Annotated in this window: 26 protein-coding genes; 17 read left to right on the forward strand and 9 right to left on the reverse strand. The window is 72.9% G+C overall.

Annotated elements, in window-relative coordinates; all coding sequences use genetic code 11:
* Window positions 1–86: 86 nt before the first annotated feature.
* Window positions 87–1,355 (reverse strand): extracellular solute-binding protein, encoded by a 1,269-nt coding sequence (locus D1648_RS06980; RefSeq protein WP_122940044.1) that lies wholly within the window; start codon window positions 1,353–1,355, stop codon window positions 87–89.
* A 161-nt stretch (window positions 1,356–1,516) separates the two neighbouring features.
* Between D1648_RS06980 and D1648_RS06985 the strand changes: the two genes are divergently transcribed.
* Both D1648_RS06985 and trpS read left to right on the forward strand, forming a co-directional pair.
* Window positions 1,517–2,533, forward strand: coding sequence for a LacI family DNA-binding transcriptional regulator (locus D1648_RS06985; RefSeq protein WP_122940045.1), 1,017 nt, complete (start codon window positions 1,517–1,519; stop codon window positions 2,531–2,533).
* Window positions 2,530–3,606: a tryptophan--tRNA ligase gene (gene trpS, locus D1648_RS06990; protein ID WP_122940046.1), complete on the forward strand. Its 1,077-nt coding sequence runs from the start codon at window positions 2,530–2,532 to the stop codon at window positions 3,604–3,606. Before D1648_RS06985 ends, trpS begins: the two co-directional genes overlap by 4 nt.
* A gap of 15 nt (window positions 3,607–3,621) precedes the next feature.
* On the opposite strand, the gene D1648_RS06995 is transcribed toward trpS, so the two are convergent.
* Both D1648_RS06995 and D1648_RS07000 read right to left on the reverse strand, forming a co-directional pair.
* On the reverse strand, window positions 3,622–3,843 hold the full coding sequence (locus D1648_RS06995; protein ID WP_122940047.1) for a hypothetical protein: 222 nt from the start codon (window positions 3,841–3,843) through the stop codon (window positions 3,622–3,624).
* A gap of 21 nt (window positions 3,844–3,864) precedes the next feature.
* Window positions 3,865–5,178 (reverse strand): DUF5129 domain-containing protein, encoded by a 1,314-nt coding sequence (locus tag D1648_RS07000; RefSeq protein WP_122940048.1) that lies wholly within the window; start codon window positions 5,176–5,178, stop codon window positions 3,865–3,867.
* Window positions 5,179–5,363: 185 nt separating this feature from the next.
* On the opposite strand from D1648_RS07000, the gene cysK reads away from it, so the two are divergent.
* A complete protein-coding gene (gene cysK / locus D1648_RS07005; RefSeq protein WP_122940049.1) occupies window positions 5,364–6,293 on the forward strand; it encodes a cysteine synthase A in 930 nt (309 codons plus the stop codon).
* A 13-nt stretch (window positions 6,294–6,306) separates the two neighbouring features.
* A complete protein-coding gene (gene cysE / locus D1648_RS07010) occupies window positions 6,307–6,894 on the forward strand; it encodes a serine O-acetyltransferase (protein ID WP_370239781.1) in 588 nt (195 codons plus the stop codon).
* A 41-nt stretch (window positions 6,895–6,935) separates the two neighbouring features.
* Here the strand turns inward: cysE and D1648_RS07015 are convergent, their stop codons facing one another.
* Both D1648_RS07015 and D1648_RS07020 read right to left on the reverse strand, forming a co-directional pair.
* Window positions 6,936–7,715 (reverse strand): Sir2 family NAD-dependent protein deacetylase, encoded by a 780-nt coding sequence (locus tag D1648_RS07015; protein ID WP_122940051.1) that lies wholly within the window; start codon window positions 7,713–7,715, stop codon window positions 6,936–6,938.
* The gene (locus D1648_RS07020) at window positions 7,712–8,551 is read right to left on the reverse strand and encodes an aldo/keto reductase (protein WP_164518606.1); all 840 of its coding nucleotides are present in this window, start codon (window positions 8,549–8,551) and stop codon (window positions 7,712–7,714) included. The genes D1648_RS07015 and D1648_RS07020 overlap by 4 nt, the downstream gene beginning before the upstream one ends.
* 158 nt (window positions 8,552–8,709) lie before the next feature.
* Between D1648_RS07020 and D1648_RS07025 the strand changes: the two genes are divergently transcribed.
* A complete protein-coding gene (locus D1648_RS07025) occupies window positions 8,710–9,966 on the forward strand; it encodes an arginine deiminase (protein WP_122940053.1) in 1,257 nt (418 codons plus the stop codon).
* 22 nt (window positions 9,967–9,988) lie between these two features.
* Here the strand turns inward: D1648_RS07025 and D1648_RS07030 are convergent, their stop codons facing one another.
* Complete coding sequence (locus D1648_RS07030; RefSeq protein ID WP_122940054.1) at window positions 9,989–10,561, reverse strand: GNAT family N-acetyltransferase; 573 nt, start codon at window positions 10,559–10,561, stop codon at window positions 9,989–9,991.
* Window positions 10,562–10,789: 228 nt separating this feature from the next.
* Here D1648_RS07030 and gcvT point away from each other — a divergent pair, with 228 nt between their 5' ends.
* The 8 genes from gcvT to D1648_RS07070 all read left to right on the forward strand — a co-directional run bounded on the left by gcvT (window position 10,790) and on the right by D1648_RS07070 (window position 20,604).
* Window positions 10,790–11,923, forward strand: a complete 1,134-nt coding sequence (gcvT, locus tag D1648_RS07035; RefSeq protein ID WP_122940055.1) for a glycine cleavage system aminomethyltransferase GcvT — start codon at window positions 10,790–10,792, stop codon at window positions 11,921–11,923.
* A gap of 43 nt (window positions 11,924–11,966) precedes the next feature.
* Window positions 11,967–12,338: a glycine cleavage system protein GcvH gene (gene gcvH, locus D1648_RS07040; protein WP_122940056.1), complete on the forward strand. Its 372-nt coding sequence runs from the start codon at window positions 11,967–11,969 to the stop codon at window positions 12,336–12,338.
* Window positions 12,339–12,426: 88 nt separating this feature from the next.
* The gene (gene gcvP, locus D1648_RS07045; RefSeq protein WP_122940057.1) at window positions 12,427–15,366 is read left to right on the forward strand and encodes an aminomethyl-transferring glycine dehydrogenase; all 2,940 of its coding nucleotides are present in this window, start codon (window positions 12,427–12,429) and stop codon (window positions 15,364–15,366) included.
* An 87-nt stretch (window positions 15,367–15,453) separates the two neighbouring features.
* On the forward strand, window positions 15,454–16,665 hold the full coding sequence (locus D1648_RS07050; protein WP_122940058.1) for a cobalamin-independent methionine synthase II family protein: 1,212 nt from the start codon (window positions 15,454–15,456) through the stop codon (window positions 16,663–16,665).
* A gap of 175 nt (window positions 16,666–16,840) precedes the next feature.
* Window positions 16,841–17,983, forward strand: a complete 1,143-nt coding sequence (locus D1648_RS07055) for a glycosyltransferase family 1 protein (RefSeq protein WP_122940323.1) — start codon at window positions 16,841–16,843, stop codon at window positions 17,981–17,983.
* Between the two features lie 128 nt (window positions 17,984–18,111).
* Window positions 18,112–18,855 carry a gamma-glutamyl-gamma-aminobutyrate hydrolase family protein gene (locus D1648_RS07060; RefSeq protein WP_122940059.1) on the forward strand — a complete coding sequence of 248 codons (744 nt, stop codon included), beginning with the start codon at window positions 18,112–18,114 and terminating at the stop codon, window positions 18,853–18,855.
* 88 nt (window positions 18,856–18,943) lie between these two features.
* Window positions 18,944–19,183 (forward strand): hypothetical protein, encoded by a 240-nt coding sequence (locus tag D1648_RS07065; RefSeq protein WP_122940060.1) that lies wholly within the window; start codon window positions 18,944–18,946, stop codon window positions 19,181–19,183.
* Between the two features lie 131 nt (window positions 19,184–19,314).
* Complete coding sequence (locus D1648_RS07070; protein ID WP_122940061.1) at window positions 19,315–20,604, forward strand: MFS transporter; 1,290 nt, start codon at window positions 19,315–19,317, stop codon at window positions 20,602–20,604.
* 19 nt (window positions 20,605–20,623) lie between these two features.
* Here the strand turns inward: D1648_RS07070 and D1648_RS07075 are convergent, their stop codons facing one another.
* Window positions 20,624–21,259 carry an L-threonylcarbamoyladenylate synthase gene (locus D1648_RS07075; protein ID WP_122940062.1) on the reverse strand — a complete coding sequence of 212 codons (636 nt, stop codon included), beginning with the start codon at window positions 21,257–21,259 and terminating at the stop codon, window positions 20,624–20,626.
* A gap of 88 nt (window positions 21,260–21,347) precedes the next feature.
* A complete protein-coding gene (locus D1648_RS07080) occupies window positions 21,348–21,713 on the reverse strand; it encodes a DUF952 domain-containing protein (RefSeq protein ID WP_122940063.1) in 366 nt (121 codons plus the stop codon).
* 24 nt (window positions 21,714–21,737) lie between these two features.
* Here D1648_RS07080 and D1648_RS07085 point away from each other — a divergent pair, with 24 nt between their 5' ends.
* Genes D1648_RS07085 through D1648_RS07100 form a run of 4 tightly spaced genes read left to right on the forward strand, consistent with a single transcriptional unit; the run spans window position 21,738 to window position 24,485 of the window.
* The gene (locus tag D1648_RS07085) at window positions 21,738–22,088 is read left to right on the forward strand and encodes a GNAT family N-acetyltransferase (protein WP_122940064.1); all 351 of its coding nucleotides are present in this window, start codon (window positions 21,738–21,740) and stop codon (window positions 22,086–22,088) included.
* Window positions 22,085–22,606 carry a low molecular weight phosphotyrosine protein phosphatase gene (locus tag D1648_RS07090; protein WP_241155381.1) on the forward strand — a complete coding sequence of 174 codons (522 nt, stop codon included), beginning with the start codon at window positions 22,085–22,087 and terminating at the stop codon, window positions 22,604–22,606. Before D1648_RS07085 ends, D1648_RS07090 begins: the two co-directional genes overlap by 4 nt.
* The gene (locus tag D1648_RS07095; protein WP_122940066.1) at window positions 22,603–24,060 is read left to right on the forward strand and encodes an amidase; all 1,458 of its coding nucleotides are present in this window, start codon (window positions 22,603–22,605) and stop codon (window positions 24,058–24,060) included. The genes D1648_RS07090 and D1648_RS07095 overlap by 4 nt, the downstream gene beginning before the upstream one ends.
* Entirely contained in the window at window positions 24,057–24,485 is a 429-nt protein-coding gene (locus D1648_RS07100; RefSeq protein ID WP_164518608.1) for an RNA-binding S4 domain-containing protein, read from the forward strand. The genes D1648_RS07095 and D1648_RS07100 overlap by 4 nt, the downstream gene beginning before the upstream one ends.
* A gap of 74 nt (window positions 24,486–24,559) precedes the next feature.
* Here D1648_RS07100 and D1648_RS07105 read toward each other — a convergent pair whose 3' ends face one another.
* A complete protein-coding gene (locus D1648_RS07105; protein ID WP_122940067.1) occupies window positions 24,560–25,975 on the reverse strand; it encodes a PrsW family intramembrane metalloprotease in 1,416 nt (471 codons plus the stop codon).
* Window positions 25,976–26,288 lie beyond the last annotated feature (313 nt).

Raw genomic sequence — 26,288 nt, forward strand, 5'->3', positions numbered from 1 at the left:
CGGAGCGGAGCGGAGGGGAGCGCCGAGCGGCAGGAGGGCCCGCCGCCCCCGACGAGGTCGGGGGCGGCGGGGCGAACGGCAGCGGGTCAGCCGATCGCGGCGGCGATCTCCTCGCCCGCGGCCTCCATCGTCGAGTGCGGGTCCTTGCCGCCGACGATGTTGGCCTGGGCGATGCCGAGCGGCTCCCAGATCGCCGCCATCGCGGGGATGGCGGGCATCGGGTCGGCGGCCTCCGCCGCTTCGGCGAAGATCATCACGTGCTCGTCCTCGTCGGCGATCTGCTCGCGCAGCTCGAGGTTCACCGGCGGCAGCGGGTTCGCCTCGTACATCGCCCGGGCGACCTCGGGGGAGCTGGCCACGTCGGTCATGAACTGCTGAGCGAAGCCGGCGTTCTTCGCGTTCGAGGCGACGTAGAAGGAGTTCACGCCCGCGAACGGGGCGGCGGGCTCCATGCCCTCGAAGCCCGGGATCGCCGAGACCGTGAAGTCGATGTCGGAGTCGCGCACGTCCGCGAGCGCCCACGGGCCCGAGATGAGATAGGCGGACTTGCCCTCGGCGAACAGGGAGATCGAGTTGTCGCCGGTGATGGACGTCTTCAGCACGCCCTCCTCGCCGAGCTCGGCGATCTTGTCCGCCGCGGCGAGGGAGCCCTCCTCGCCCACCCCGAGGTCGGAGGGGTCGAGGCTGCCCTCGGCGTCCTTCCCGAAGAGGTAGCCGCCGGCGGAGGTGTAGATCGGCTGCATGTGGTACGGATCGCCGGACTCCCCGATCGGCAGGGACAGGATGTTCTCTGCGCCGCCGGCCTTCGCCGCCTCGACGAGCTCCTCGATGCTCGCGGGCTCGGGGACGTCGGTGAGGTCGTTGTTCGCGAACAGCGCCAGGGTCTCGACCGCATAGGGGACGCCGTAGGTCTGGCCGTCGTAGGTCACCGCCTCGATGCCCACGGGGGCGATCGTGGAATCGACGTCGGCGGGCAGCTGGACGGGGGAGATCGCGCCGTTCTGGACCAGGTTCCCGATCCAGTCGTGGGCGCCCATCGTGACGTCGGGTCCGTTGCCGGCCTGGTTGGCGGTGACGAAGTTGCCCTGCAGCTCGTCGCCGGGGACCACCTCGACGACGACCTCCACGCCGTTCTGCTCGCCCCACTCCTTCGCGGAGGGCTCGAGAGCGGGGGCCTTCTCCTCGTCGGCCCAGATCACCAGGCGCGAGCCGGAACCGGCGTCGCCGCCGGCGTCCGAGGCGCCGGAGTCGGAGGACCCCGAGGCGCCGGAGTCGGAGCCGCCGCAGGCGGCGAGCAGGGTGGTGGTGGCGGCGAGGCCTCCGAGGGCGAGGAAGCTCTTTCGACGGATCTGCACGTCTTCTCCTTTGAATCGTGGTCGTTCGCGACCGGGGGGCAGGCCCATGCCTGGTGGTCGGCACTGTAGACCGATGCAGCCGAGGTGTGCAAGAATGCGCAAGAACTTTCAGAACACGATCCGGCCACGGCGACGACGCGCGGCCAGAGAGGGGCGGCCCGATGGCACGTCTCATCGACATCGCCCGCGAGGCAGGGGTCAGCGAGGCCACCGTCTCCCGCGTCCTGAACGGCCGCAGCGGCGTCAACGAGGTCACACGCACCACGGTGCTCGACGCCGCGCGGCGTCTGGGGCGCGTCGTGGAGCCCGTCGCGGTCGGCCACGGCCCCGTCGTCGGGGTGCTCGTGCCGGACCTCGACAACCAGGTCTTCTCCGCGTGGGTCGAGCGTCTCGAGGCCGAGCTGTTCGAGACCGGGGCCTCCACGCTGGTGGGTGTGCGGGCTCGCACGGTGGAACGAGAGAGAGAGATCTTGCAGAGGTTCTTGCATGCCGGTGCGGTCGCGATCATCGTCGTCTCCGGCCACCACGCCCAGCAGCAGTCGCCGCTGGATCACTATCGCGAGGTGACCTCCGCCGGGATCCCGCTCGTGCTCGTCAACGGCGTGCAGCGCGGGCTCGACGCGGCCTTCCTCTCCACCGACGACGAGCACGCCGTGCGCCTCGTGCTCACCCACCTCCACGAGCTCGGCCACCGCACCGTGGGCCTCGCCGTCGGCGACGAGCACACCTGGCCCGTGCGCGAGAAGCTGCGCGCCTTCGAGGCCGCGACCGCCGGCGGGGACGGCCCGCAGCCCGTCGCCTTCACCGACTTCTCCTACGCGGGCGGCTACGAGGCGGCTCGCGAGCTGCTGGACCGCGGGGCGACTGCGATCGTCTGCGGCTCGGACGTGATGGCGGCCGGCGCCTACGAGGGGATCCGCTCACGCGGCCTCGAGGTGCCGCGGGACGTCTCCGTGGTCGGCTACGACGATGTCTTCTGGGCGTCCCTGAGCCACCCGCCGCTGACCACGGTGCGTCAGCCCGTCGCCTCGATCGCCCGGGCCGCAGTGCGCACCGCCCTCGGCGGCGGGGAGGACAGTCGCCGGCCGGCCCGCACGGAGGTCGTCGTGCGTCCCCAGCTCGTGGTGCGCGGCTCGACCGCGGCGGCACCGAGCGCGGCCGCTAGCATGGAGCGGTGACCGCACCGAACATCTCCAGCACCAGCTACGACACCGCCCTGCAGCGCAGCCAGAAGATCTGGGACCGGATCGGCGAGGACCCCACGGGCCTGCGCATGCTGACGGGCGACCGGCCCACCGGCGCCCTCCACATCGGGCACTACTTCGGCTCGCTGCGCAACCGCGTGCGCCTGCAGGACGCGGGCGTGGAGACCTGGCTGATCGTCGCCGACTACCAGGTGATCACCGATCGCGAGATCATCGGCGACATCCAGGGCTCGGTGCGCGAGCTGCTGACCGACTACCTCGCCGCCGGGATCGACCCCGAGCGCTCGACGATCTTCACCCACTCCGCGGTGCCGGCCCTGAACCAGCTGCTGCTGCCGTTCCTGTCCCTGGTCACCCAGCCCGAGCTCGAGCGCAACCCCACCGTAAAGGCCGAGCTCGCCTCGGCCGGGAAGTCCGCGATGGGCGGGCTCATGCTCACCTATCCCGTGCACCAGGCCGCGGACATCCTCTTCTGCCACGGCAACCTCGTGCCCGTCGGCAAGGACCAGCTGCCCCACATCGAGCAGACCCGCGTCATCGCGCGCCGCTTCAACGAGCGCTATGCGGGCGGGGAGGAGTACTTCCCCGAGCCCGATGCGCTGCTGTCCGAGTCGCCGACGATCCTCGGCCTGGACGGGCAGAACAAGATGAGCAAGTCGCTGGGCAACACCGTCATGCTGCGGATGGACGAGGCCGAGACGCTCAAAAAGATCAAGAAGGCCAAGACCGACGCGGACCGGCAGATCACCTACGACCCCGAGCACCGCCCCGAGATCTCGAACCTCCTCACGATCGCCTCGCAGGCCACGGGTCGAGCCCCGGAGGAGATCGCCGAGGAGATCGGGGACCGCGGCGCCGGCACGCTGAAGATCTTCACCGCCGAGGCGCTGAACGCCCACCTCGCACCGCTGCGCGCGCGCCGCGCGGAGCTCGAGCAGGACCCCGGCTATCTGATGCAGGTACTGCGTGCGGGCAACGAGCGCGCGAATGCCGCGGCCGACGAGACCCTCCAGCGGGTGCGCGAGTTCATGGGGATGGTCTACTGACCCGCCTGCGACGGGTCAGAAGCTGCTCGAGCTGCCCGCACCGGAGAAACCGCCGCCCGAGTACCCGCCGGCGCTCCCCGAGGAGGCCGGCGGGTTCCGGTGCGTGTCCAGTGCCGAGGTCGCCCCGCCGCACCAGGCGCCCGTCCAGAGCACGGGGCTGAGCGAGTAGCCGCTGACGTAGTCCTGCGGGTGCCGGGCGAACCGGCGGCCGCGCACCGAGGTCGGGAAGTCTCTCACGAAGCCTTCGGGCTCGGCGTCTCACATCACATCGGCCTCCTCCTCGTCGTGGGCGCTGGAGCCGATGACCTCCTCGCGCACACGCGCGCTGGCCAGGGAGAGCCGATCGGTGAGCTCGTCGAGGCGCTCGAGGCATGCGTCCGGGGTCCGGGCGCCCTCGAGGTAGTCCCGCGAGATGTCCTCGAGGTCGCCCGCGACCTCCCGGGCGACGTCGCGCAGGGCGTCCGCCGCCCCTCCCGGTGCCTCGTCGTCGAGGCCCGCCTGCGCGATGGTGTCCTCGACCGCGGCCAGGGACTCGTCCAGGGGCCGCCGTTCCAGCTGCCAGGCGCCGGCGAAGTCCCCGGTGCGCCCCAGCAGGCGGGCCGCTGAGATGATCGTGTCGTCAGCGTCGTCCGCGGTGCGCACGGACTCCTCGTACTCCTTCGCCCGGCCGGCCGTGCCCCCGGCGACGCCCCAGAGCGGGCCGGGACGCTCGGGCAGACGGGCCGCGAGGCCCTCGGCCTCACAGGCCGCGCGGCGGTAGTCCTCGACATCGGCGAGGATGCTCGCGCCGTAGACCGAGTCCCGAGGGATCCGTGCGGCGGCCTGGTCGGTCTCCCGCCGCTTCACGCGCACGTCCTCGTGGCGCTCGCGGGCGGTGCGCATCCGGCGCCGGGCGCGGACGCCGCGCCCGAGGGCCGCTGCGAGGCCTGCTCCCAGGGCGATGAGCGCGAGGAACGCGCCGATGATCGCGCCCGGGCTCTGCCACCAGGGCCGTGCGAGCAGGTCGGCGTACTCCTCGGCGCCCGCGACGAAGGCCTGCGCCCAGTCGCCGTCCTGCGCGTCGTCCTTCATCGCGTCCTGGACGTCCTCGAAGCCGCCGTCGGAGAGCTTGACGTCCTCCCCGGCGTAGATGCCGACCTTCCGGTTCCCCGGGTCGATCGTGAGGATCACGACATGATCGGCCCACTTCTCGCCGTCGATCCAGTCGGGATGCTCCGCGGTCGCGTAGTTCCGCACCGCGTCGTTCAGGCCTGTGTCGGCGTCCGGATCGGCGCCCTGCGCGCCGATGTCCAGGGTGACCGCATGGAGCTCGACCTGTGCGGCCACGTCGCGGAAGGAGGTCTCGCTCAGCTGCGCCCCGAGCGCGTCGGGATCCGCGATGATGCCCTGCTCGTCGTCGATCTCGACGACGACGGGCGGCGCCGCGTGCGCGGCAGGCGCGCACGGAGCGGCGAGCACCATCAGCGGCATCAGGCAGGCGAGCAGGAGGAGGGCGAGGGCGCGGGACGGGGCCTGCCGCGGGGCGTGGGCGCGCGAGGGGCCAGGGGCGGCGAACGAATGGGACCGGGCCATGCCGCGACCGTATCGAGTCGCCCGGCGAGGCTGGGCCCGATGATCGTCGCGACCGGGGTCGGTCTCTGGGCGGAGCCACCGGCGCCCGCCGGAATCCTCAGCACATGTGCCGACTGCACCGTTATGATCGCCACAAGCATCCCTTGGAGCTCGTGCCGCGGGCTCCCGGAACACCGAGGAGAAGCATGACCGTCTACGAGAACGTCTCCGAGCTTGTCGGCCGCACCCCGCTGGTCAAGCTCAACCACCTGGGCGAGGAGGTCCGCGCGACCGTCCTGGCGAAGCTCGAGTTCTACAACCCCGCCAGCTCCGTCAAGGACCGCATCGGCGTGGCCATGATCGACGCCGCCGAGGAATCCGGGCAGCTGACCAGCGGCGGCACGATCGTCGAGGCGACCTCCGGCAACACGGGCATCGCCCTGGCGATGATCGGCGTCTCCCGCGGCTACAAGGTCGTCCTCACGATGCCCGAGTCGATGTCGAAGGAGCGCCGCATGCTGCTGCGCGCCTACGGCGCCGAGCTGGTCCTCACCGAGGCGGCCAAGGGCATGAAGGGCGCGGTCGAGAAGGCCGAGCAGATCGCCGCCGAGACCGGAGCGGTCCAGGTGCGCCAGTTCGACAACCCCGCGAACCTCGACATCCACCGCCGCACCACCGCCGAGGAGATCTGGGCGGATACCGACGGACAGGTCGACGGCTTCATCGCCGGGATCGGCACCGGCGGCACCATCAGCGGCGTCGGCCAGGTCCTCAAGGAGCGCCGCCCGGAGGTGAAGGTCTTCGCCGTCGAGCCCGAGGAGTCCGCGATCCTCAACGGCGGCCAGCCCGGCCCGCACAAGATCCAGGGCCTGGGCGCGAACTTCGTGCCCTCCATCCTGGACCGCGAGGTCTACGACGAGGTCCTCGACATCGACGCGGAGACCGCGATGGAGCGCGCCCGCTCCGTCGCCCGCACCGAGGGGCTCCTGGTGGGCATCTCCTCCGGCGCCGCGATCGAGGCCGCCGCCCGGATCGGTGCCCGCGAGGAGTTCGCCGGGAAGACCCTCGTGGTCGTCGTGCCCTCCTTCGGCGAGCGGTACCTCTCCACCCCGCTGTACGCGCAGTACGCGGACTGAGGCGGGCGTCGCCGTGGCGAGACGAGCCCTGGACAGGGTGATGGGCGTGGTCGCGAGCGTCCGGGAGGACCTCGCCGCGGCGCACCGACGCGACCCCGCCTCGACCGACGACCTCGCGATCCTCCTGACCTCGCCGGGACTGCACGCGATCTGGACCCACCGGATCGCCCACCGGCTCTGGGAGCGGGGGGCGAAGCTCCCCGCCCTCGTGCTCGCCCAGGGCGCGCGCTCGGTCACGGGCGTGGAGATCCATCCCGGGGCACGGATCGGTCGGCGCTTCTTCATCGATCACGGGATGGGCGTCGTGGTCGGCGAGACCGCCGAGGTGGGCGACGACGTGATGCTCTACCACGGCGTGACCCTCGGGGGCCGTTCGATGGAGCGGGTCAAGCGCCACCCCACAGTCGGCGACGGCGTGATCATCGGTGCCGGGGCGCGCGTGCTCGGCCCGATCACCCTCGGCGAGGGCGCCCAGGTGGGGGCCAACGCGGTGGTCGTCAAGGACGTGCCGGCCCGGGCGACCGCCGTCGGCGTCCCCGCGACCGTGCGCGCGGACGCCGCTCATCCCGAGGAGCAGACGGACCCGGCGATCTGGATCTGACGCCCCTCGCCCCGCCCGCATGGCCGCGGGCGGGGCGCGCATCAGAGCGCGAAGGGGTCCAGGAACGAGGTGCCGCCCACCTTGTGCAGGCGCCGCTCCCAGTCCGGCAGCACCTCGTGGGCGTCCTCGGCGATGACGTGGTCGAACAGCGCGCTCGCCCCGGGCGGGGGAGCGATGTCCACGAGCACGGTCGTCGCCCCGTGGGCGTGGGCCAAGGGGGCGAGCTGCGCCGCGGGGAAGACGACCCCGCTGGTGCCGACGGCGACGAACAGGTCCGCCCGCTGCGCGAGGCGCATCCCGAGCTCGAGCTCGGCCGGGGGCAGCTGCTCGTCGAAGAGCACCACGTCGGGCCGGGTCGGCTCCCCGCAGCGCGGACAGCTGGAGGGCACGCCGTGGTCCTCGGCCCGCTCGCCCGCACCCTGCACGAGCGGAGCCCGCCAGGCGCAGGCCCGGCCCAGGCACACCGCGTGCAGCGCGCTGCCGTGCAGCTCGGCGACCACTTCGCTGCCGGCGGCCTGATGGAGGCCATCGATGTTCTGCGTGATCACCTGTGCGCCCATACGCGCTATCGCCCGATGACCCGGGGTGGGGCCGTGGCGCAGCGCGATCGACGCCATCCGCCCCCACACGCTCCACAGCCTCGGCAGGGAGCCCGGCAGCAGGTCGGCGTGCATCGCCTCCTCGGTCTCGGGCTCGAGAGCCCAGAGGCCGTCCGGGCCGCGGAAGGTGCCCAGCCCGGTGCGGGCGCTGATCCCGGAGCCGGTGAGGAAGATGATCTCCCGGTGCCCCGGTCCCGGGATGAAGCGCCCGGGCGAGCTCACCACTCCTCGTGCTCCCGGGAGTCCCAGGCGGCGTCCTCCCCGAGGTCGAGGGAGGCCAGCAGCGCACGGTCCTGGTCGTCCAGGGCGATGCCGTCGAGCGTCGCGTTCGCCCGCTGGCGGGTCGGGTCCTGCGACTTCGGGATCACGACGATGCCCTGGTCGATCGCCCAGCGCAGCGAGATCTGCGAGGTGCTCGCCCCGTGCTTCTCGGCGACCTTGCGCAGCGCGAACTGCCCCCCGAGGCCCTCGCGGCCGCCGAGCGGGCCCCACGCCTCGGTGACGATGCCGTGCTCGCGATGGAAGGCCACGGCCTCCGGGCGCGCGAGGGCGGGGGAGAGCTGGATCTGGTTCACCTCGGGCACGACGCCGGTCGCGTCGATGAGCTCCTCCACCTGCTCCGGGCGGAAGTTCGAGACGCCGATGTGCTGGGTCAGCCCCTCCTCACGCAGGTCGATGAGGGTGCGCCAGGTGTCCAGGGCCAGCCCGCGCGAGGGATTGGGCCAGTGGATGAGGGTGAGGGCGACGCGGGGCAGGCCCAGGCGGCGCAGGGAGCCGAGCAGCCCCTCGCGGGTCGCCTCCCGGCCCTGGTCGCCGCCGGCGATCTTGGTGGTGATCAGCGCGTCGTCGGGGTCGACGCCGCTGTCGCGCAGTCCCTGCCCGACAGCCGCCTCGTTGCCGTACTGGGCGGCGGTGTCCACGAGGCGGTAGCCGGCGCGCAGCGCCTGGGCGACCGCGTCCGCCCCGTCGGTGCCGCGCATGCTCGAGGTGCCGAAGCCGATCAGCGGGAAGGGGGTGCCGTCGGCGAGGGCGGTGGTGGGGATGGACAGCTCGGACACGGATCCTCCTGGAAGACGGGAGCAGGTTGCACCAGCGTAGCCATCCGCCACGGTGCTCGGCATCGCGGAGCCGGTCCGGTCGCCCGCGCGGCGGGGCGCCGACGGTGCTCTGCTAGCGTCTGCCGCGACGAGGACGTCGACCGCGAGGAGAGTGCAGCATGAGCATCACCGGCACGGACCCGGGGGCGAGGTCCGGCACGGTCGCGCTCGGGGTGCACGACGAGATCTCGCCGCTGCGCGCCGTCCTCGTGCACCGCCCGGGGCGCGAGCTCGAGCGCCTCACCCCGGACACCCGCGCCGAGCTCCTCTTCGACGAGGTGCTGTGGCGCGACCGCGCCGAGGCGCAGCACCGCGAGTTCGACCGGCTCCTGCGCGACCAGGGCGTCGAGGTGCTCGAGCTGCACGGCCTGCTCGCCGACCTCGTGCGCGATCCGGGACTGCGCGAGCACCTGCTCGGCCGGGCGCTCGACCCCGCCGTGCTGGGCGACATCGCGGTGCAGGACCTCCGCGGAGGCCTCGCCGACCTCGCGGCCGAGCAGCTGGTCGAGGTGCTGATCGGCGGGATCACCGTCGGCGAGCTGCGGGCCCTCGGCGTGGACCCGCGCTCGATCGCGCTGCAGCGCGTGGGGGAGGAGCACCTGGTGCTGGAGCCCCTGCCCAACCACCTGTTCACCCGCGACCCCTCCGCCTGGATCGGCGACGCGGTCGCGGTCAGCGCGATGCGGCACCCGGCCCGTCGGCGCGAGAGCCTGCACCTGGAGATGATCTACCGCCACCACCCCCGCTTCACCGGGCCCGGCGGGCCGCGGCGCATCCTCGGCCGCGACGGCGCCGGGGCCGCGACCGTCGAGGGCGGCGACGTGATGATGCTGTCCCCGCGCGTGGTCGCGGTGGGGATCTCCGAGCGCACCAGCGCCGTCGGCGTGGAGCGGCTGGCCGCTCACCTGCTCGAGGACGGCGCGGTGGACCGGGTGATCGCGGTCGCGCTGCCCCATCGGCGCTCGATGATGCACCTCGACACCGTCACCACCGTCGTCGACCAGGAGTCGATGCTGCGCTTCGGGCCCCTGCCGCCGCTCGAGACCTTCGAGATCGAGCGGCCCGGCGACCGTCTCCTCGCCCGCGCGCGGGCCGCCGACGAGATGGACGAGGTGCTCGCGCGGGGTCTCGGAGTCCCCTCCCTCCGCGTGCTCACCCCGCCGCTGGACCCCTACGCCGCCGCGCGCGAGCAGTGGGACGACGGCTGCAACGTCCTCGCCCTCGCACCGGGGGTGGTGGTCGCCTACGAGCGTGCCGCCGCGACCAACGAGTACCTTCGCGCCCGCGGCGTCGAGGTGCTCGAGTTCGCAGGCGACGAGCTGGGGCGCGGCCGCGGCGGACCGCGCTGCATGAGCTGCCCCGTCGCCCGGGGCTGAGCGGCGCGCCGGGCGCCCGTGCTCAGCGGCGCGTCGGCGGCGGAGGATCCTCCGCGGTCTGCAGGGTCGACTCCTGGGCGGGCAGCGGCTCGCGCAGCGACCGCTCCAGCAGCAGCTGCTGGGTGCCGAACTCCTCGAGCCCCTTGCGCACCGTGAAGCCGAGCTTGCGCAGCAGGGCCACGCTGCGCTTGTTGCGGGTCTGGCTGATCGCGATGACGAGCTCGTCCTCGAGCTCGTGACGCGCCCAGTCCAGCAGCGCGATGCAGGACTCCGCGGCATAGCCCTGCCCGGTCCACTCCGGCAGCAGGGCGTAGGACAGCTCGAGCTCGCCGCGGTCGTAGTCCAGCGTGATCGACCCGATCATCGTGTCGTCGCCCGCCAGGGCGAGCACCCAGCGCCCCCAGGTCAGGCCCAGCGGGGAGAGCTCGAGAGCCTGGCGCGAGGCGTAGTCCACCGCCCCGCCGAGGTACTCCCGGGTGACCGGATCGGTCATCAGGCGGATCATCGCCGCGCGGTCGGCGTCGCCCGGCGGCCGGATCACGAGCCGGGGGCTGCGGATCCGGACGGGCCACTCGGCGGTGCCTTCCTTCGTCACGCCACCACGGTACAAGCACTCCCCGTCCGGCAGCGGGACCTGTGCCGTCGGTTCCCGACGCGGGCGCGGCGGCCGGTGCCCCGACGGTCCGCGAGGCCCCGACGGGGACGGTATGGTGAGCCTGCGGCACACAGGCGTGCCGCCGCGCGTCGGTGCCCGGCCCCGCATCGGGCGACACGGGTCGAGCAGGACGGACGCGACAGCGGTCCACGGACGAGTAGGAGCACCATGGTCGACCAGGACCTTCGCAGCACCGCCCTGGAGGCGGTCCACGAGTCGCTCGGAGCGATGTTCACGGACTTCGCCGGCTGGCGGATGCCGGTCCGCTACGACTCGGACCTCGCCGAGCACCGGGCCGTGCGCGAGAGCGCGGGACTGTTCGACCTCAGCCACATGGGGGAGATCCACCTGCGCGGCCCGCAGTCGGCCGAGGCGCTCGACCACGCGCTCGCCGGGAAGCTCTCCGCGATGGGGATCGGGCGCGCGAAGTACTCGTTGCTGCTGACCGAGCAGGGCGGGGTGATCGACGACGTGATCACCTACCGGCTCGCCGAGGAGCACTTCCTCGTGGTCGCCAACGCCTCCAACGCCGCCGTCGACGCCGAGGAGCTCCGCGCCCGCGCGGCCGGCTTCGACGTCGAGGTCGACGACGCCTCCGACCGCACCTCGCTGCTCGCGGTGCAGGGCCCCGCGGCCGAGCAGATCCTCGTGGACCTCCTCGCCTCCGAGGACTCCGGGATCGCGGGGATCACCGCCGAGGACCTCACCTCGATGAAGTACTACCGCGTCGCCGAGGGGACGTACCGCGGCGGCGAGCTGCTCGTGGCCCGCACCGGCTACACCGGTGAGGACGGCTTCGAGCTGTACGTCGGCGATGAGGTCTCCGTCGAGCTGTGGGAGCGCCTCGCCGCCGTGGGCGGCGACCGCCTCGTGCCCTGCGGCCTCGCCTGCCGCGACACGCTCCGTCTCGAGGCCGGGATGCCGCTGTACGGCAACGAGCTGGGCCGCGAGCTGCTGCCCTCCCAGGCCGGCCTGGGTCGGATCGTCGCGCTCGCCTCCAAGGGCGACTTCGTCGGTCGCGCGGGCATCGAGGCCGCTGAGGTCGAGGGCCTGCCCGTGCTCGTGGGGCTCGCCGCCGAGGGGCGTCGCGCCGCGCGCGCCGGCTCCGCGGTCCGCGACGCGTCCGGGAGCGAGGTCGGCGCCGTGACCTCCGGGGCGCTCGCCCCGACCCTCGGCCATCCCATCGCGATGGCCTACGTCGACCCCGCCGCGAGCGAGGTCGGCACCGAGCTGGTGGTCGACGTGCGCGGCAAGGACCTTCCGGTCCGCGTCGTCGAGATGCCCTTCTACCGCCGCGTCTGAGCGGTCCCGAGTTCCCCGACCGTCCCCAGGAAGGACCATGGAAATGTCTGCAGACCTCCTCTACAGCAAGGACCACGAGTGGGTCCGCGTCGAGTCCGACGGCGTCGCCGTCATCGGCGTCACCGACTTCGCCGCCGAGCAGCTCGGCGACGTCGTCTACGTCGACCTGCCCGAGATCGGCGCCGAGATCAGCTCCGGCACCGAGATGGGCGAGATCGAGTCCACCAAGTCCGTCTCGGACCTGTTCTCCCCGATCGACGGCACGGTCACCGAGGTGAACCAGGCCGTGGTCGACGCTCCCGAGCTCGTGAACTCCTCGCCCTTCGGGGAGGGCTGGCTGCTGAAGGCCGCCTTCGAGGCGCTGCCCGAGGACCTCCTCAGCGCCGAGGAGTACACGGCCCTCACCCGGTCCTGAGCGCGGGGCGGCGGCCCGGCACCGGGCCGCCCCGTCGCGACCCCGCCACGAACCCGCACCTCACGAAGAACCCCAGGGGCACTCCTCCATGACCTCATCGCCTGAGCCCGACCACGACTCCTTCGTCCGCCGCCACGTCGGCGCCGACCCCGACGCCCAGCGCCACATGCTGGAGGTCCTGGGCTACGAGTCCCTCGACGAGATGCTGCGCGCCGCGGTGCCCTCGACGATCCTCCTGGACGAGGGCTCTGACGCGCTGGACGCGACCTCCGTCCCCGCCGGGATCACCGAGCCCGCCGCGCTCGAGGAGCTCCGCGCCCTCGCGGACCGCAACACCGTGCGCCGCTCCCTGATCGGCCTGGGCTACCACGGCACCCACACCCCCGCGGTGATCCAGCGCAACGTGCTGGAGAACCCCGCGTGGTACACCGCCTACACCCCGTACCAGCCCGAGATCTCCCAGGGCCGGCTCGAAGCGCTGCTGACCTTCCAGACCATGATCTGCGATCTCACCGGGATGGACGTCTCGGGCGCCTCGACGCTCGACGAGGCGACCTCCGCGGCGGAGGCGCTCATGCTCGCCCGCCGCACCGCGAAGCGCAACGGGAACGTCTTCCTCGTCGACGCCGACGCCCTGCCCGCCACCAAGGCCGTGCTGCGCGGCCGCGCCGAGGGGCTCGGGATCGAGCTGCGCGAGGTCGACTTCCGCACGGACGGCGCGCCCGAGGGCGAGTACTTCGGCGCGCTGATCCAGTACCCCGGCGCCTCCGGGAGGGTGTGGGACCCGCGCGACGTGATCGCCGAGGTGCGCTCCACCAAGGCCGTGGCGATCGTCGCCGCGGACCTGCTCTCGCTGACCATGCTTGCCTCCCCGGGCTCGCTCGGTGCCGACGTCACCGTCGGCACCACCCAGCGCTTCGGGATCCCGCTCGGCTTCGGCGGGCCCCACGCCGGCTTCGTCGCGGTGCGCAAGGGCCTCGAGCGGCAGCTGCCGGGCCGCCTGGTCGGCGTCTCCCGTGACGCCGACGGCAACCCCGCCTACCGCCTCTCGCTCCAGACCCGCGAGCAGCACATCCGCCGCGACAGGGCCACCAGCTCGATCACCACCGCGCAGGTGCTGCTGGCCGTGATGGCCGCGATGTACGCCGTGTACCACGGTCCCGAGGGTCTGACACGGATCGGCCGCACGGTCGCCGACCGCACCGCCGCCCTCGCCGACCTGCTGCGTCGCAGCGGCTTCGAGCTGGTCTCCGAGAGCTTCTTCGACACCCTCGAGGTGCGCACCACCGGCGCGGCCGCCGACGTCGCCGCCTCGCTGCGCGAGGCCGGCTTCCTGGTGCGGGTCCAGGGCGATGACCTCGTCCACCTCGCGCTGGACGAGACGATCACCGCCGCCGATCTCGAGGCGATCGCCGCCGCCTTCGCCCCGCACGCCCCGACCCCCGGCCAGGAGCTCGCCGCGGTCCGCTCCGGCGCCGGCTGGGACGGCCTCGTGCGCGAGGACCCCTTCCTGCGCCATCCCGTCTTCTCCTCCTTCCGCTCCGAGACGGCGATGATGCGCTACCTGCGCCGCCTCTCCGATCGAGATTTCGCATTGGACCGGGGCATGATCCCGCTGGGCTCGTGCACGATGAAGCTCAACTCCGCGACCGAGATGGCCGGCATCACCTGGGCGGGGTTCAACGCGATCCACCCCTTCGCCCCGCGCGAGGACGTGGAGGGCTATCTCGACCTGATCACCCAGCTCGAGACCTGGCTGGCCGATCTCACCGGCTACGACACCGTGTCCCTGCAGCCCAACGCCGGCTCGCAGGGCGAGTACGCGGGATTGCTCGCGATCCGCGCCTATCACGCCTCCCGCGGGGAGTCCGGGCGCGAGGTGTGCCTGGTCCCGAGTTCCGCCCACGGCACCAACGCCGCCAGCGCCGTCAACGCCGGCCTGCGGGTGGTGGTCGTCGCCTCCGACGCCCACGGCAACATCGACCTCGAGGACCTGGGGCAGAAGATCAAGGACCACGGCGACGAGCTCGCCGCGATCATGATCACCTATCCCTCCACGCACGGCGTGTACGAGGAGGAGGTGCGCACCGTGTGCGAGCTCGTGCACGACGCGGGCGGCCAGGTCTACGTCGACGGCGCGAACCTCAACGCCCTGCTGCAGGTGGCCAGGCCCGGCGAGTTCGGCGGCGACGTCTCCCACCTGAACCTCCACAAGACCTTCTGCATCCCGCACGGCGGCGGCGGCCCCGGCGTCGGACCCGTCGCGGCCAAGGCGCACCTGGCCCCCTTCCTGCCCGGCCATCCCGAGATGCAGCGCGAGCGGCACCCGGTCGCCGGCGCGGGGGAGCAGGCCCACAGCGGTGCCCCCGTCTCCCAGGCCCCCTACGGCTCGCCCTCGATCCTGCCGATCACCTGGACCTACATCCGGCTCATGGGACCGGACGGGCTGCGCCATGCGACCGGCTCCGCGGTGCTCGCGGCCAACTACACGGCCCGGCGTCTCTCCGAGGCCTACGAGATCCTGTACACGGGGGAGAACGGGCTGGTCGCCCACGAGTGCATCGTGGACCTGCGCCCCTTCACCGAGCGCACCGGGATCACGGTCGACGACGTCGCCAAGCGCCTGATCGACTACGGCTTCCACGCCCCGACGATGTCCTTCCCCGTCGCGGGGACGCTCATGATCGAGCCGACCGAGTCCGAGGACCTCGCCGAGATCGACCGCTTCGTCGAGGCGATGCTGATGATCGCGAAGGAGGCCGAGGAGGTCGCCGCCGGCACCTGGCCCGCCGAGGACAACCCGCTGGTGAACGCCCCGCACACCGCGGCCTCGCTCGCGACGGGGGAGTGGACCCACCCCTACTCCCGCGAGGTCGCCGTCTATCCCGGCACCTGGACCGCGCCCGAGGACGACTCGGTCCACGACAGCGCCCAGATGAGGATCCAGTCGAAGTACTGGCCGCCGGTGCGCCGAATCGACCAGGCCTACGGGGACCGCAACCTGGTCCCCACCTGGCCGCTGGACTGACTGCGCGGCGGCACCTCGGAGACGCCGTGTGAACTGCTGTGACGGCCCGGTTCCCGCCGGGCCGTCATCGCGTCCTACGCTCGGGCCATGACAGAGATCCTCACCACCCACGCCGGCTCCCTGCCCCGCAGCCCGGAGCTCATCGCCGCCAACGCCGCCCGCCCCGTCGGCGAGGACGGCCTGACCCCCGCCCCGACCGAGGAGTTCCGCGAGGTGCTGCGCCAGGCGGTCCTCGACGTCGTCGCGAAGCAGCGCGAGATCGGGATCTCGCTCCCCAACGACGGCGAGTACGGCCACCTCATGGGCTCGGCGGTGAACTACGGCTCGTGGTGGTCGTACATCTTCGACCGCGTCAGCGGCCTCGAGCTCACCGGCAGCGACCACTTCTCCTCCGAGCCCGTCCGCTCCGCCCCCGGGGACGTGCGCCTGACCACCTTCCCCGACCGTCGAGACTGGACGATCTTCGCGGAGGCCTACCAGGATCCGACCTCCGGGATCACCGTCGGCTCCCAGCCCACCTTCCCCGCCGCGACCGGGCCGATCGCCTTCTCCGACACGGGTCGCGAGCTGATCGCCCAGGACATCGCCAACGTGAAGTCGGCGCTGGACGCGGCCGGCTACGAGCACGGCTTCCTCAACTCGCTCTCGCCGGGCTCCGGCAGCCGCATCAACGACGACCACTACGGCGACGTGGACGCCTTCCTCGACGCCTGGGTGGAGGTGATGCGCCCCGAGTACGAGGCGATCGCCGCGGCGGGGCTGACCGTGCAGGTCGACGACCCCTCGATCGCCGAGAACTTCGACCAGATCAACCCCGAGCCCAGCATCGAGGACTATCTCGAGTTCACCCGCAAGCGCGTGGACGCCGTGAACCGGGCGCTCGAGGGCGTGCCGACCGAGCAGACCCGCTTCCACCTCTGCTGGGGCTCCTGGCACGGACCGCACACCACCGACATCGAGTTCCGCCACCTCGCCCCGCTGCTGCTCGAGATCGACGCGAAGTACTACAGCTTCGAGGCCGCGAACGTCCGGCACGAGCACGAGTGGACGGTGTGGCAGGACCTCGAGCTGCCCGAGGACAAGGTGATCGTGCCCGGGATCGTCTCCCATGCAACGAACGTGGTCGAGCACCCCGAGCTCGTCGCCCAGCGACTGGAGCGCTTCGCCCGGATCGTCGGCCCCGAGCGCGTGATCGGATCGACCGACTGCGGTCTCGGCGGGCGCATCCACCCCCAGATCGCCTGGGCGAAGCTCGCCTCGCTCGTCGAGGGAGCGGCGCTGGCCTCCTCGCGTCTGTGACCGCTCGGCGGTCCTGAGCTCACCGGCCCCGCAGGCACGCCGCCCGCGGGGCCGGCCCGTGCCCGGCCGGGCCGCGCGCGACCGGCGACCGCGGGCCGAAGAGTTCATCTCGCCGTCGCCGGGCCGTCACGTGGGTGTGGCGCGGAGGCGACGCGGCCGGAGCATCATCGAGCTCGTGAGGATCCTCGTCATCGCCGAATCGTTCCTGCCGCACATCAACGGAGTCACCAACTCGGTACTCCGGATCGCCGATCACTTCGCCGCCTCGGGCGACGACCTCGAGATCATCGCCCCGAAGTGGCCGGGGGCCGACACCCACCTGCGCACCTCCTGCGGGCGCCGGGTGCGGGTGCGCCGCATCGCCTCGGCCCCGATGCCGGGCTACTCCGAGGTGCGCATCGCGACCACGAGCGCGACCGCCCTGCGCCGCCGCATCGAGGAGTTCGAGCCCGATGTCATCCACCTCGCCTCGCCGACCATCCTCGGCGGGCGCGCGATGGTCGCGGCGCAGAAGGCCGGCGTGCCGACGGTCGCGGTCTACCAGACCGACATCCCCGGCTTCACCGCCCGCTACGGCATGTCCTTCCTCGAGAGCGCCTCCTGGCAGCTGCTGCGCGACGTGCACAACCGCGCATCCCTCACCCTCGCCCCGTCCACCGCGACGCGGGGACAGCTGCTCGAGCACGGCATCGAGCGGGTGCGGCTGTGGCGGCGCGGGGTGGACACCTCCCTGTTCTCCCCCTCCCTGCGCAGCTCGACGCTGCGCGCCCGCTACGCCGAGCCGGGGGAGCGGCTCGTGGCCTACATGGGCCGCCTCGCCCCGGAGAAGCAGGTCGCCGACCTGCGGGTGCTGCACGACATGCCCGGGGTGCGGCTGCTGATCGTGGGCGACGGCCCCGAGCGCGAGGCGCTGCGGCGCGAGATGCCGCGGGCGCGCTTCGCCGGCTTCCGCACGGGGACGGATCTCGCCGCGCACCTGGCGAGCGCGGACCTCTTCGTCCACCCCGGCGAGCTGGAGACCTTCGGACAGACGATCCAGGAGGCCATGGCCTCGGGGCTGCCCGTGATCGCACCGCGCCGCGGCGGACCCGTGGACCTGGTCAGCCCGAGCCGCACCGGCTGGCTGTACACCCCCGGGATGCTCGACGAGCTGCGCGACCGCGCCGGGGACCTGCTCTTCGACGACGCGAAGCGGGCGGCGTTCGGCGCGGCCGCGGTCGAGTCCGTGCGCAAGCGCACCTGGCCGGTGCTCAGCGAGCAGCTGCGCGGCTACTACCTCCAGGCCATCGAGTCGCATGCGCGGGAGCTCGTGCGCTGAACCGGCCCAGCGCCCGCGCCGTCACATTCCGCCACACAGCTCGCCGCTGCAGGGGGTGAGGAGGTGGACTGGGTCCTGTCGCCGATCGGCGGCACGTGACCCGGCTCCACTGCGGAAAGGACAACATCATGGCGCAGCGCACTCGTCGCCCGCTCATCGGCGTGACCGCGGGGACCCGCACCATGATGTCCGGTGCGTGGGAGGGCCATGAGGCCGTCGTCGTCAACGAGCACTACGTGCGCGCGCTGCGCGAGGCCGGGGCCCGGCCGGTCGTCCTGTCCCCGCAGGACCCCTGGACCGACGACGAGCTCGCGGAGCTCGACGGGCTGGTCCTCACCGGCGGCACCGACCTCGACCCGGTCGCCTGGGGCGAGGACGCGCTGCCCACCGACATGACCCCCGATCCCGCGCGCGACGCCTTCGAGACCGCGCTCTACCGCACCGCCCGTCGGGTCGGCGTTCCGGTGCTCGGCATCTGCCGCGGCCTGCAGATCATCACCATCGCCGAGGGCGGCCGCCTGCACCGTCACCTGCCCGAGGACGTGCCCGCCCATCCCGCGACCGGACAGCGACCCACCCGGGTCGAGGTCGAGATCGACGCAGCCAGCGACCTCGCCCTCGCGCTCGGGACCTCCGCGCGGGTCACGGCCTTCCACCACCAGGGGGTGCGGGAGGTCCGCGGGGACCTGCGCGTCGTGGCCCGCCACGAGAGCGGGCTGCCGCTCGCGGTCGAGGCCTCCTCCGGCGCGGGCGTGATCGGGGTGCAGTGGCATCCGGAGATCGACGGGACGGACGGCGCCGCGATCTTCGAGAGCCTGCTCACCGCGATCCGTCACCGCGAGGTGGCCGCCGGGACCCGCGCGCTGGTCTAGGATGGTCCTGGCCGCCCGCACCTGATGGCGGGCGCCGAGGACGCCGCATCGTCGGCCAGAGGCCGGGCAGAGTCAGGAAAGAGGCAGCATGAGCAACGAGCATGTCGCGGACACGAGCCGCGCGCACGGGCGCGGGGACGAGAACGTGACCTCGCAGGGCAACAGCATCGTCCTGTCGGTGGTGCTGTTCCTGGTGCTCTTCGGGCTGTTCGTCGGCGGGCTCTACGTGATGTCCCTCCTCACGGTCGCGACCTTCATCGGCGGCCTGGCCATGTGCCTGGTGGCGCTGTTCTGCGCCTTCGACCTGGTGCCGCGCTTCCTCACCTGAGACATCCGGCCCCACGGTGCCCGGCAGCCCTCGTGGCGGCCGGGCACAGTCATGTCCGGTCGCCGACGGGGCGGCACCTCGGGCGTGTGCCGCGCGACGTGCGAGCGTGACATGGCGGACAATGGGTTCTCGTGAACGCTCACTCCCCGTCATCCGATGGAGCCCTGCGTCCCGCGATCCCGCGCGATGCGCGCCATGCGCGCTGGGCCGTCTCGCTCATCTTCTTCCTCAACGGCGCCTCCTTCTGCGCGATCCTGCCGCGCTATCCGGAGCTCGTGGACTCGATCGGGCTGAGCAACACCGCCTTCGGGCTCGCCGTGGGCCTCGGACCGCTCGGCGGCCTCCTCGCCGGGCTGTTCGCCGCCCGGCTCATGTCCCGCTTCGGCTCGGCCCGCACGAGCGTGGCCTTCCAGCTGCTGGCCTCGACCTCGCACCTGGCGATCTACGTCTCCGGCTCCTGGCTGTGGCTCACGCTCGCGCTCCTGCTGGCCCAGGCGGCCGATGCGATCACCGACATCTCCATGAACGCGCACGGCATGCGGGTCGAGCGCCGCTATCGCCGCTCCATCATGAACAGCTATCACGGGTGGTGGTCCCTCGGCGCGGTGCTCGGCGGGCTGCTCGGCGCGGCAGCCGCCCAGGCGGGGCTGCCGCTGTGGGCCCAGGGAGTGATCGGCCTGGTCGTCTTCGGCGTGCTCGTGCTCGGCGCCGGGCGTCGGCTGCTGCCCGGCCACGACGCGTCCGAGCGCAGCACCGCCGCGGCGGCGGCGCCTGCGTCCTCCCCGTCGGCCGACCCCGGCGCCGAGGTGCCCGCCGCCGCGACGCCCGCGGGGCGGCGCATCGCCGGGATGAGCCTGCGCTCCCTGGGGCTCGTCGCGGCGCTGGGCATGGTGCTCGTGTTCGCAGGCTCCACCGAGGACGCCGGCAACACCTGGGGCGCGCTGTTCATGCGCTCGACCTTCGAGGCGACCCCGTTCCTGGCCGGCATGGCCTTCGTCGCCCTGCAGGGTGCCCAGACGATCGGGCGCTTCACGGGCGATGCGATCGTGGACCGGCTGGGGGACCGTCTCACCGCCCGGATCGGCGCGCTCATCGCGCTGGCGGGGATGAGCCTCGCGCTGCTGCTGCCCACCCCGGCCACGGCGCTGATCGGCTTCGCGGCCGCAGGCTGGGGGATCGCGACGCTGTTCCCCGCCGCCTTCCGCACCGCCGATGACCTCCCGGGCGTGCCCCACGGCGTCGGCATCACCGTGGTGGGCTGGCTCGCGCGCCTCGGCTTCTTCATCACCCCGCCGATCGTGGGCGCCCTCGCGGACGCGCTCACGCTGCGCTACGCGCTGTGGATGGTGCCCGTGTACGCGCTGGGGATCCTCGCCTTCTCCGGCGTCCTCAGCTCCCGTCGGCGGCGGGCGGGCGTCTGACCGCGGCCGAGCCGCCGGGTCAGATGCGGTCGATGTCCCCGGCGCCCTCGCGCGCGATGACCGCTTCCGCACCGGTGAGGTCCACGACGGTGGTCGGCTCGATGCCGACCTCGCCCGAGTCGATGATGACGTCGACCTGCTCCCCGAGCAGGTCCTGGACCACCCAGCCCTCCGAGGGCGGATCCTCCTGCCCGGGCAGCAGCAGCGTCGAGGAGAGGATCGGCTCGCCGAGCGCGTCGACCAGCGCATGCGCCACCCGGTGGTCGGGGATCCGCGCCCCGACGGTGTGCTTCTTCGGATGCGCCATCTTCCGCGGCACCTCCCGCGTGGCGGGGAGGATGAAGGTGTACGGCCCCGGGGTCGCGTTCTTGACCAGCCGGAAGGTCGGGTTGGAGACCAGGACGTACTGCCCCAGCTGCGCGAAGTCAGCGCAGACGAGGGTGAAGTGGTGGTCCTTGCCGACCTGGCGGATGCGACGGATCCGCTCGAGGCCGTCGGCGTTCCCGAGCCGGCAGCCCAGTGCGTAGCAGGAGTCGGTGGGATAGGCGATCAGGCCGTCGTCCTCGAGCGCGGCGACTGCCTGCGCGACGAGGCGGGGCTGCGGATCCTCGGGGTGGATGTCGAGATACTTCGCGGAGCGACGTGATCTGGCCATGCCCGATGGTACGCCCGAGAGGTCGGCGGGCGCGTCCGAGAGGCGGGCGGGGAGCGACCCGGTGTGCAGGGCACCGAGGGCGCAGTCCTCAGGCGACGACCACGAACTCCCGCCCGATCCACTTCGTGCGCCGCAGCCGCACCACGGCGCTGACCGGGAGCGGACCCATGATGTGCGGGTACCCTCGGCCCTTCCCGTCGACGTCGGCCTCGATGTCCACCGCGATCCCGGCCGACTCGACCCGGCCCACGTCGATCTCGAGGATCACCAGATCGGAGGGGCGGTCGGGGAAGACGCGTTTGGCGACCTTCGAGACCTGCTCGGGCCAGGAAGCGTGGAGGAAGCCCTCCTGGGCGAGATCCCGGCCGCGCGTCGCACGGGTGTAGACGCCCTCCGGGACCGCCGCCTCCCAGGCGGACAGCTCGGTGATGTGCCAGATCAGGGGCGAGGGCATGAGCGGCAGTGTACCGTGACCGGCATGGATGAGACCTCCGCCGATCAGGGCGCGGTGCGCCTGGTCCACGACGACGATCGCGACCGCTTCGCCGCCTACGAGGGCGAGACCGTCGTGGCCGTCCTCGCCTTCGAGGACGAGGGAGCCGTGCGGGATCTGCGCTCGACCGTCGTCGCCCCGGACCGCTCCGGTCGCGGCATCGGCTCCGCGATCGTCCGCTTCGCCCTGGAGGACAGCCGCGCCCGCGGCCTGAGCATCCGCCCCACCTGCTGGTTCGTGCGCGGGTACGTCGAGCGTCATCCCGAGTACGCGGACCTGCTGGAGACCTCCGGGACCACCCCCGACGCCCCCGATACCGCCCCTGGCGAGGAGTGACGTTGACCTACCGCATCATGACCGTCTGCACCGGCAACATCTGCCGCTCGCCGCTGGCCGAGTACGCGCTGCGCGAGGCGGTCGAGACGAGCGACCTCGCCGGGCAGGTCGAGATCACCTCCGCCGGCACCACCGGCTGGGAGAGGGGGAACCCGATCGATCCTCGCGCCGGTGCGCTCCTGCGCGAGCACGGCATCGATCCCGCGGGCCACCGCGCCCGACGGATGGACCGCGAGGAGCTGCAGCGGGCGGACCTCGTCCTGGCCCTGGACCACGACCACGTGGGCCCGATCCGCGAGGAGCTCGGCGCCGAGCGGGCCGAGCGCACGCTGCACATGGTCCGCGACTTCGCGCCCGAGCCTGTCGAGGACACCGGGATCCGCGATCCCTGGTACGGGGACGAGAGCGACTTCGAGCTCGCCTGGGAGCAGATCGCCGAGGCCGTCGACGGGATCCTCGAGCACGTGCGGGCCGAACGACGGCAGGGGCAGGACGCCCGCGAAGGGGCCCGGCGGTGACCGCGCAGGATCCCCGCGGCGGCCTCGCCACGGCCGCGGCGCTGCGCAGCGGCGAGCTCGAGGCGACGGCCCTGGCCGAGGAGACCCTCGCGGCCGCCCGCACCGTCGGCGCCGAGACCGGGGCGTTCGCGCACCTGCTCGAGGAGCTCACCCGCACCCAGGCCCGCGAGGCCGCCGAGCGTCTGGCCGCCGCGCGCCGCGACGGCACCCTCGAGGATCTCGCCCGCACCCATCCGCTGCTCGGCGTGCCGCTGCCGCTGAAGGACCTCACCCAGCTCGCCGGCGCCCCCTTCGAGGCGGGCAGCGCCGCACTGCGCGGGAACATCGCGACCGTCACCGACGGCGTCGCGCAGAAGATCCTCGACGGCGGCACCCTGACCGTCGGGAAGACGACGACGCCCGAGTTCGGGATGCCCTGCTACACCGAGCCCGCGACCGGCGCACCGGCTCGCACGCCGTGGGACCTGCGGCGCACCGCCGGCGGATCCAGCGGCGGAGCGGCCGCCGCAGTCGCCGGCGGCGTCGTGCCGATCGCGCACGGCTCCGACGGCGGCGGCTCGGCCCGGATCCCCGCCGCCTGCTGCGGCGTCCTCGGGCTGAAGCCGTCTCGGGGCCTGATCTCGCCCGGTCCCCACGGCGGCGAGGGCATGGGACTGGTCACCGACGGCGTCCTCGCCCGGGAGGTGCGCGACCTCGCCGCGGGCCTCGACCTCATGGCCGGCTCCCGCCCGGGGGACTTCATGCCGGCGCCCGCCCGCCCCGGCTCGTTCCTCGAGCAGCTCCTGCACGGCGAGGCCCCGCCCCCGCTGCGGATCGCCGTGCTGCGCGAGCCGCTGGCCGCCGAGACCGACGTCCACCCCGCGGCGCTGAGGGGCCTCGAGCGCGCGGTGCGCCTGCTGGCGGACCTCGGCCACCGGACCGAGGAGATCCCCGCGCCCCTCACCCCGCAGGAGTGGCGGGCGTTCATGCCGCTGTGGACGGTCGGCGCGGCGAGCATCCCGCTGAGCGAGTCCCAGGAGGGGCAGCTGCTGGAGCTGACCCGGTGGCTGCGCGAGCAGGGCCGCGGCTACTCCGGGGTGCAGCTCGCCGAGGCGTTCTCGGGGGTGCAGTCCCTCGCCCGCCGCATCCTCGAGGACCTCGCCGCCTTCGACGTGGTGCTCACCCCCTCGCTCGCCGCCCCGCCAGCGTTCCCCGAGACGCTCCAGCTGCCCGACGGGGCGGACGACTTCGCCGCCCAGTGCGCCTTCACACCCTGGACCAGCACCTGGAACATGCTCGGCACCGCCGCGCTGTCGGTGCCGCTGCACCGCGAGGAGCTCGACGGGGTGGAGCTGCCCTTCGGCGTCCATCTCGGCGCGACCCGGCCGGGGGAGGAACCGCTGCTGCTCTCCCTCGCCGCCCAGCTCGAGGAGCACGATCCCTGGCCGCCGGCGCGCGTCCCCCGCGCCGCATGAGCACGGGACAGGGGAGCGGCCCGATCGCCGCGGACGGACCGCAGTCCGTGCGCCTGGACGTGTGGCTGTGGAGTGCTCGGCTGATGCCCACCCGCTCGGCCGCGACCGCCGCCTGCCGCGGAGGGCACGTGCGCCGCAACGGCGACCCCGTCAAGGCCGCGCAGAAGATCGTCGTGGGCGATGAGCTGCGGGTGCGCTCCCCGGGCCGGGAGCGGATCGTCGTGGTCACCAGGATCCTCACGAAGCGGGTCGGTGCGCCGATCGCCCGCGAGGCCTACGAGGACCACAGCCCCGAACCGGCCCCGCAGCTGGCCGCGGCTCCGCCGCGCCGCGCACGGGGCACGGGGCGGCCCACCAAGCGCGAGCGGCGGCAGTTCGATCGGCTGCGCGGGCGACACCTTCCGCCACGGCACGAGGAGCGCTGAGGATCGGGTGGCGGCCCGGGACGACGCCGGTCCCGCCCCGAAGGCTCGAGGCGGGACCTGCGCGGCGGAATCGCTCAGCGGGCGTGGGAGAGCAGCTCCTGCCGATTGGCCGTCAGCCGCCCGAGCAGCGTCCGCTCGGTGGCGACGACCTTCGGGTTCGCGCCGTCGGCCAGGAGGCGCTGGCGGATCGAGGCGAGGTCGGCGCTCTCGCGGATGAACTTCTTCATCACCGGCTTCGCGCCGATCTGGGACGCCCAGCGCTTGCCCTCGCGTCGGCCCTTCCAGGTCGCGAGCATGTCGACCTCCTCGTGGGTGAGCCAGCCCTGGTTCGCGTAGTCGCCCAGCCGCACTCGCGTCAGGCGGGACTCGTCCCAGATGAGCAGCACGATGACCAGCAGGAAGACGAAGGAGATGAGGGCTTGGAGGCCGTACATCACGAGCATGACGGGGATGCCTCCGCCGAGGGAGGCGGAGAGGTTCCACAGCCCGTGCAGCAGCATGCCGGGGATCAGCGCGGGGATGAACACGAGGAAGCCCATCGCCGTGCCCCACTTGCGGGCCACGAAGCCGACGATGATGCCGGTGCACGCGGTGTAGATCGCGTGGCCGAAGATGTTCAGCACGCCCCGCATGATGAAGAGGATCAGCACCCCTGCGCCGCCGGCCTCCTCGAGGATGCGGCTGTAGTAGATGATGTTCTCGGTGAACGCGAAGCCGCCGCCGATCAGCGAGCCGTAGATCAGCCCGTCCATCGGGCCGTTGAAGTACCGCCGTGCCAGCAGCATCAGCAGCAGCAGGCCCGCGCCCTTGGTGGTCTCCTCGACCAGGGGAGCGCTGAAGACGGGACCCGCGAACTCGGCGGCTGCGCCGCTCCCGGTGACCCAGTAGACCAGCAGCGAGTTCAGGGTGTTCAGCCAGTAGCTCGTGAAGGCCGCGATCGCCGCGCCCCAGAAGACCGCGATGAGCAGCAGCGGCACGGGCTGCGGGTCCCAGCGGTCGGCGAGGAACATCACCAGCGCGATCACGACCAGCGAGATCCCGGCCAGGAAGGCCGTGACCGGCCACCAGGCGGCGTTCGCCCTGGAGCTGAGCAGGAAGTCGAGGAAGAAGTAGCCCAGCACCAGCAGCAGGGCGAAGCCCAGCACGACCATCGCGATCCACACCAGGATGCTCACGGCCGGCAGCGAGGTCGGGGCCTGCGAGACCTGCTCCACGCGCCGGGTCTGGGTGGACCAGGCGGACTGCGGCTGGGCCTGAGCGGGGCGCTGGATCGGCGCCGGGGCGTAGCGCGCCGCCGTCAGCCCCGAGGCGGGGCGCACCGAGGTGTCGTAGGCGCGGGGACTGCCGTAGTCGATGTACCGCGGTTGCTGCTGGAAGGAGGGTGCGCCCGACGCAGCCTGCGGAGCGCCCTGCCGCGGCCTGCCGGTGGGCTGGTGCCGACCGTCGGGCGGGTGCTGGCCGCTCTGCGGCGGGGGCGGGGGCTGGGACATGGGTGCCTCGGTCTCTGGGGAGGGGGATGCAGACGCCGCCGACGCCCCGTCGGCGTCGGTTCCCCCGGACGGACGGTGCGCGGCTCCCGCCCGATGCTACAGCGGCCGGTTCCTGCGCAGCGGGTCGGACCCCGGGATGTGGACGAGCCGGCGACGTGCACGCGAGCGGACGACTCGCGGGGGACATCCCAAGGTTGAGCGGAATAGACTCAACCCTGGCGACGTTGACCTGAGCATGCCGGGAGGAGCTCTCCCGCTCAGAGCACCGCCCGGAATCCAGACCGGACCACCGACCAGGGGCCCGCACCGCCGA

The organism is Brachybacterium sp. EE-P12 (assembly GCF_003711805.1).
GTDB lineage: Bacteria > Actinomycetota > Actinomycetes > Actinomycetales > Dermabacteraceae > Brachybacterium.

What these genes read in the sequence shown, in the direction of transcription:
- D1648_RS07060 (WP_122940059.1), top strand. Translation starts at nt 18,112, where the DNA reads ATGGCGCAGCGCACTCGTCGCCCGCTCATCGGCGTGACCGCGGGGACC.
- D1648_RS07050 (WP_122940058.1), top strand. Translation starts at nt 15,454, where the DNA reads ATGACAGAGATCCTCACCACCCACGCCGGCTCCCTGCCCCGCAGCCCG.
- D1648_RS07065 (WP_122940060.1), top strand. Translation starts at nt 18,944, where the DNA reads ATGAGCAACGAGCATGTCGCGGACACGAGCCGCGCGCACGGGCGCGGG.
- gcvP (WP_122940057.1), top strand. Translation starts at nt 12,427, where the DNA reads ATGACCTCATCGCCTGAGCCCGACCACGACTCCTTCGTCCGCCGCCAC.
- D1648_RS07100 (WP_164518608.1), top strand. Translation starts at nt 24,057, where the DNA reads ATGAGCACGGGACAGGGGAGCGGCCCGATCGCCGCGGACGGACCGCAG.
- gcvH (WP_122940056.1), top strand. Translation starts at nt 11,967, where the DNA reads ATGTCTGCAGACCTCCTCTACAGCAAGGACCACGAGTGGGTCCGCGTC.
- cysK (WP_122940049.1), top strand. Translation starts at nt 5,364, where the DNA reads ATGACCGTCTACGAGAACGTCTCCGAGCTTGTCGGCCGCACCCCGCTG.
- D1648_RS07105 (WP_122940067.1), bottom strand. Translation starts at nt 25,975, where the DNA reads ATGTCCCAGCCCCCGCCCCCGCCGCAGAGCGGCCAGCACCCGCCCGAC.
- D1648_RS07025 (WP_122940053.1), top strand. Translation starts at nt 8,710, where the DNA reads ATGAGCATCACCGGCACGGACCCGGGGGCGAGGTCCGGCACGGTCGCG.
- D1648_RS07000 (WP_122940048.1), bottom strand. Translation starts at nt 5,178, where the DNA reads ATGGCCCGGTCCCATTCGTTCGCCGCCCCTGGCCCCTCGCGCGCCCAC.
- D1648_RS07075 (WP_122940062.1), bottom strand. Translation starts at nt 21,259, where the DNA reads ATGGCCAGATCACGTCGCTCCGCGAAGTATCTCGACATCCACCCCGAG.
- D1648_RS06985 (WP_122940045.1), top strand. Translation starts at nt 1,517, where the DNA reads ATGGCACGTCTCATCGACATCGCCCGCGAGGCAGGGGTCAGCGAGGCC.
- D1648_RS07080 (WP_122940063.1), bottom strand. Translation starts at nt 21,713, where the DNA reads ATGCCCTCGCCCCTGATCTGGCACATCACCGAGCTGTCCGCCTGGGAG.
- D1648_RS07085 (WP_122940064.1), top strand. Translation starts at nt 21,738, where the DNA reads ATGGATGAGACCTCCGCCGATCAGGGCGCGGTGCGCCTGGTCCACGAC.
- gcvT (WP_122940055.1), top strand. Translation starts at nt 10,790, where the DNA reads ATGGTCGACCAGGACCTTCGCAGCACCGCCCTGGAGGCGGTCCACGAG.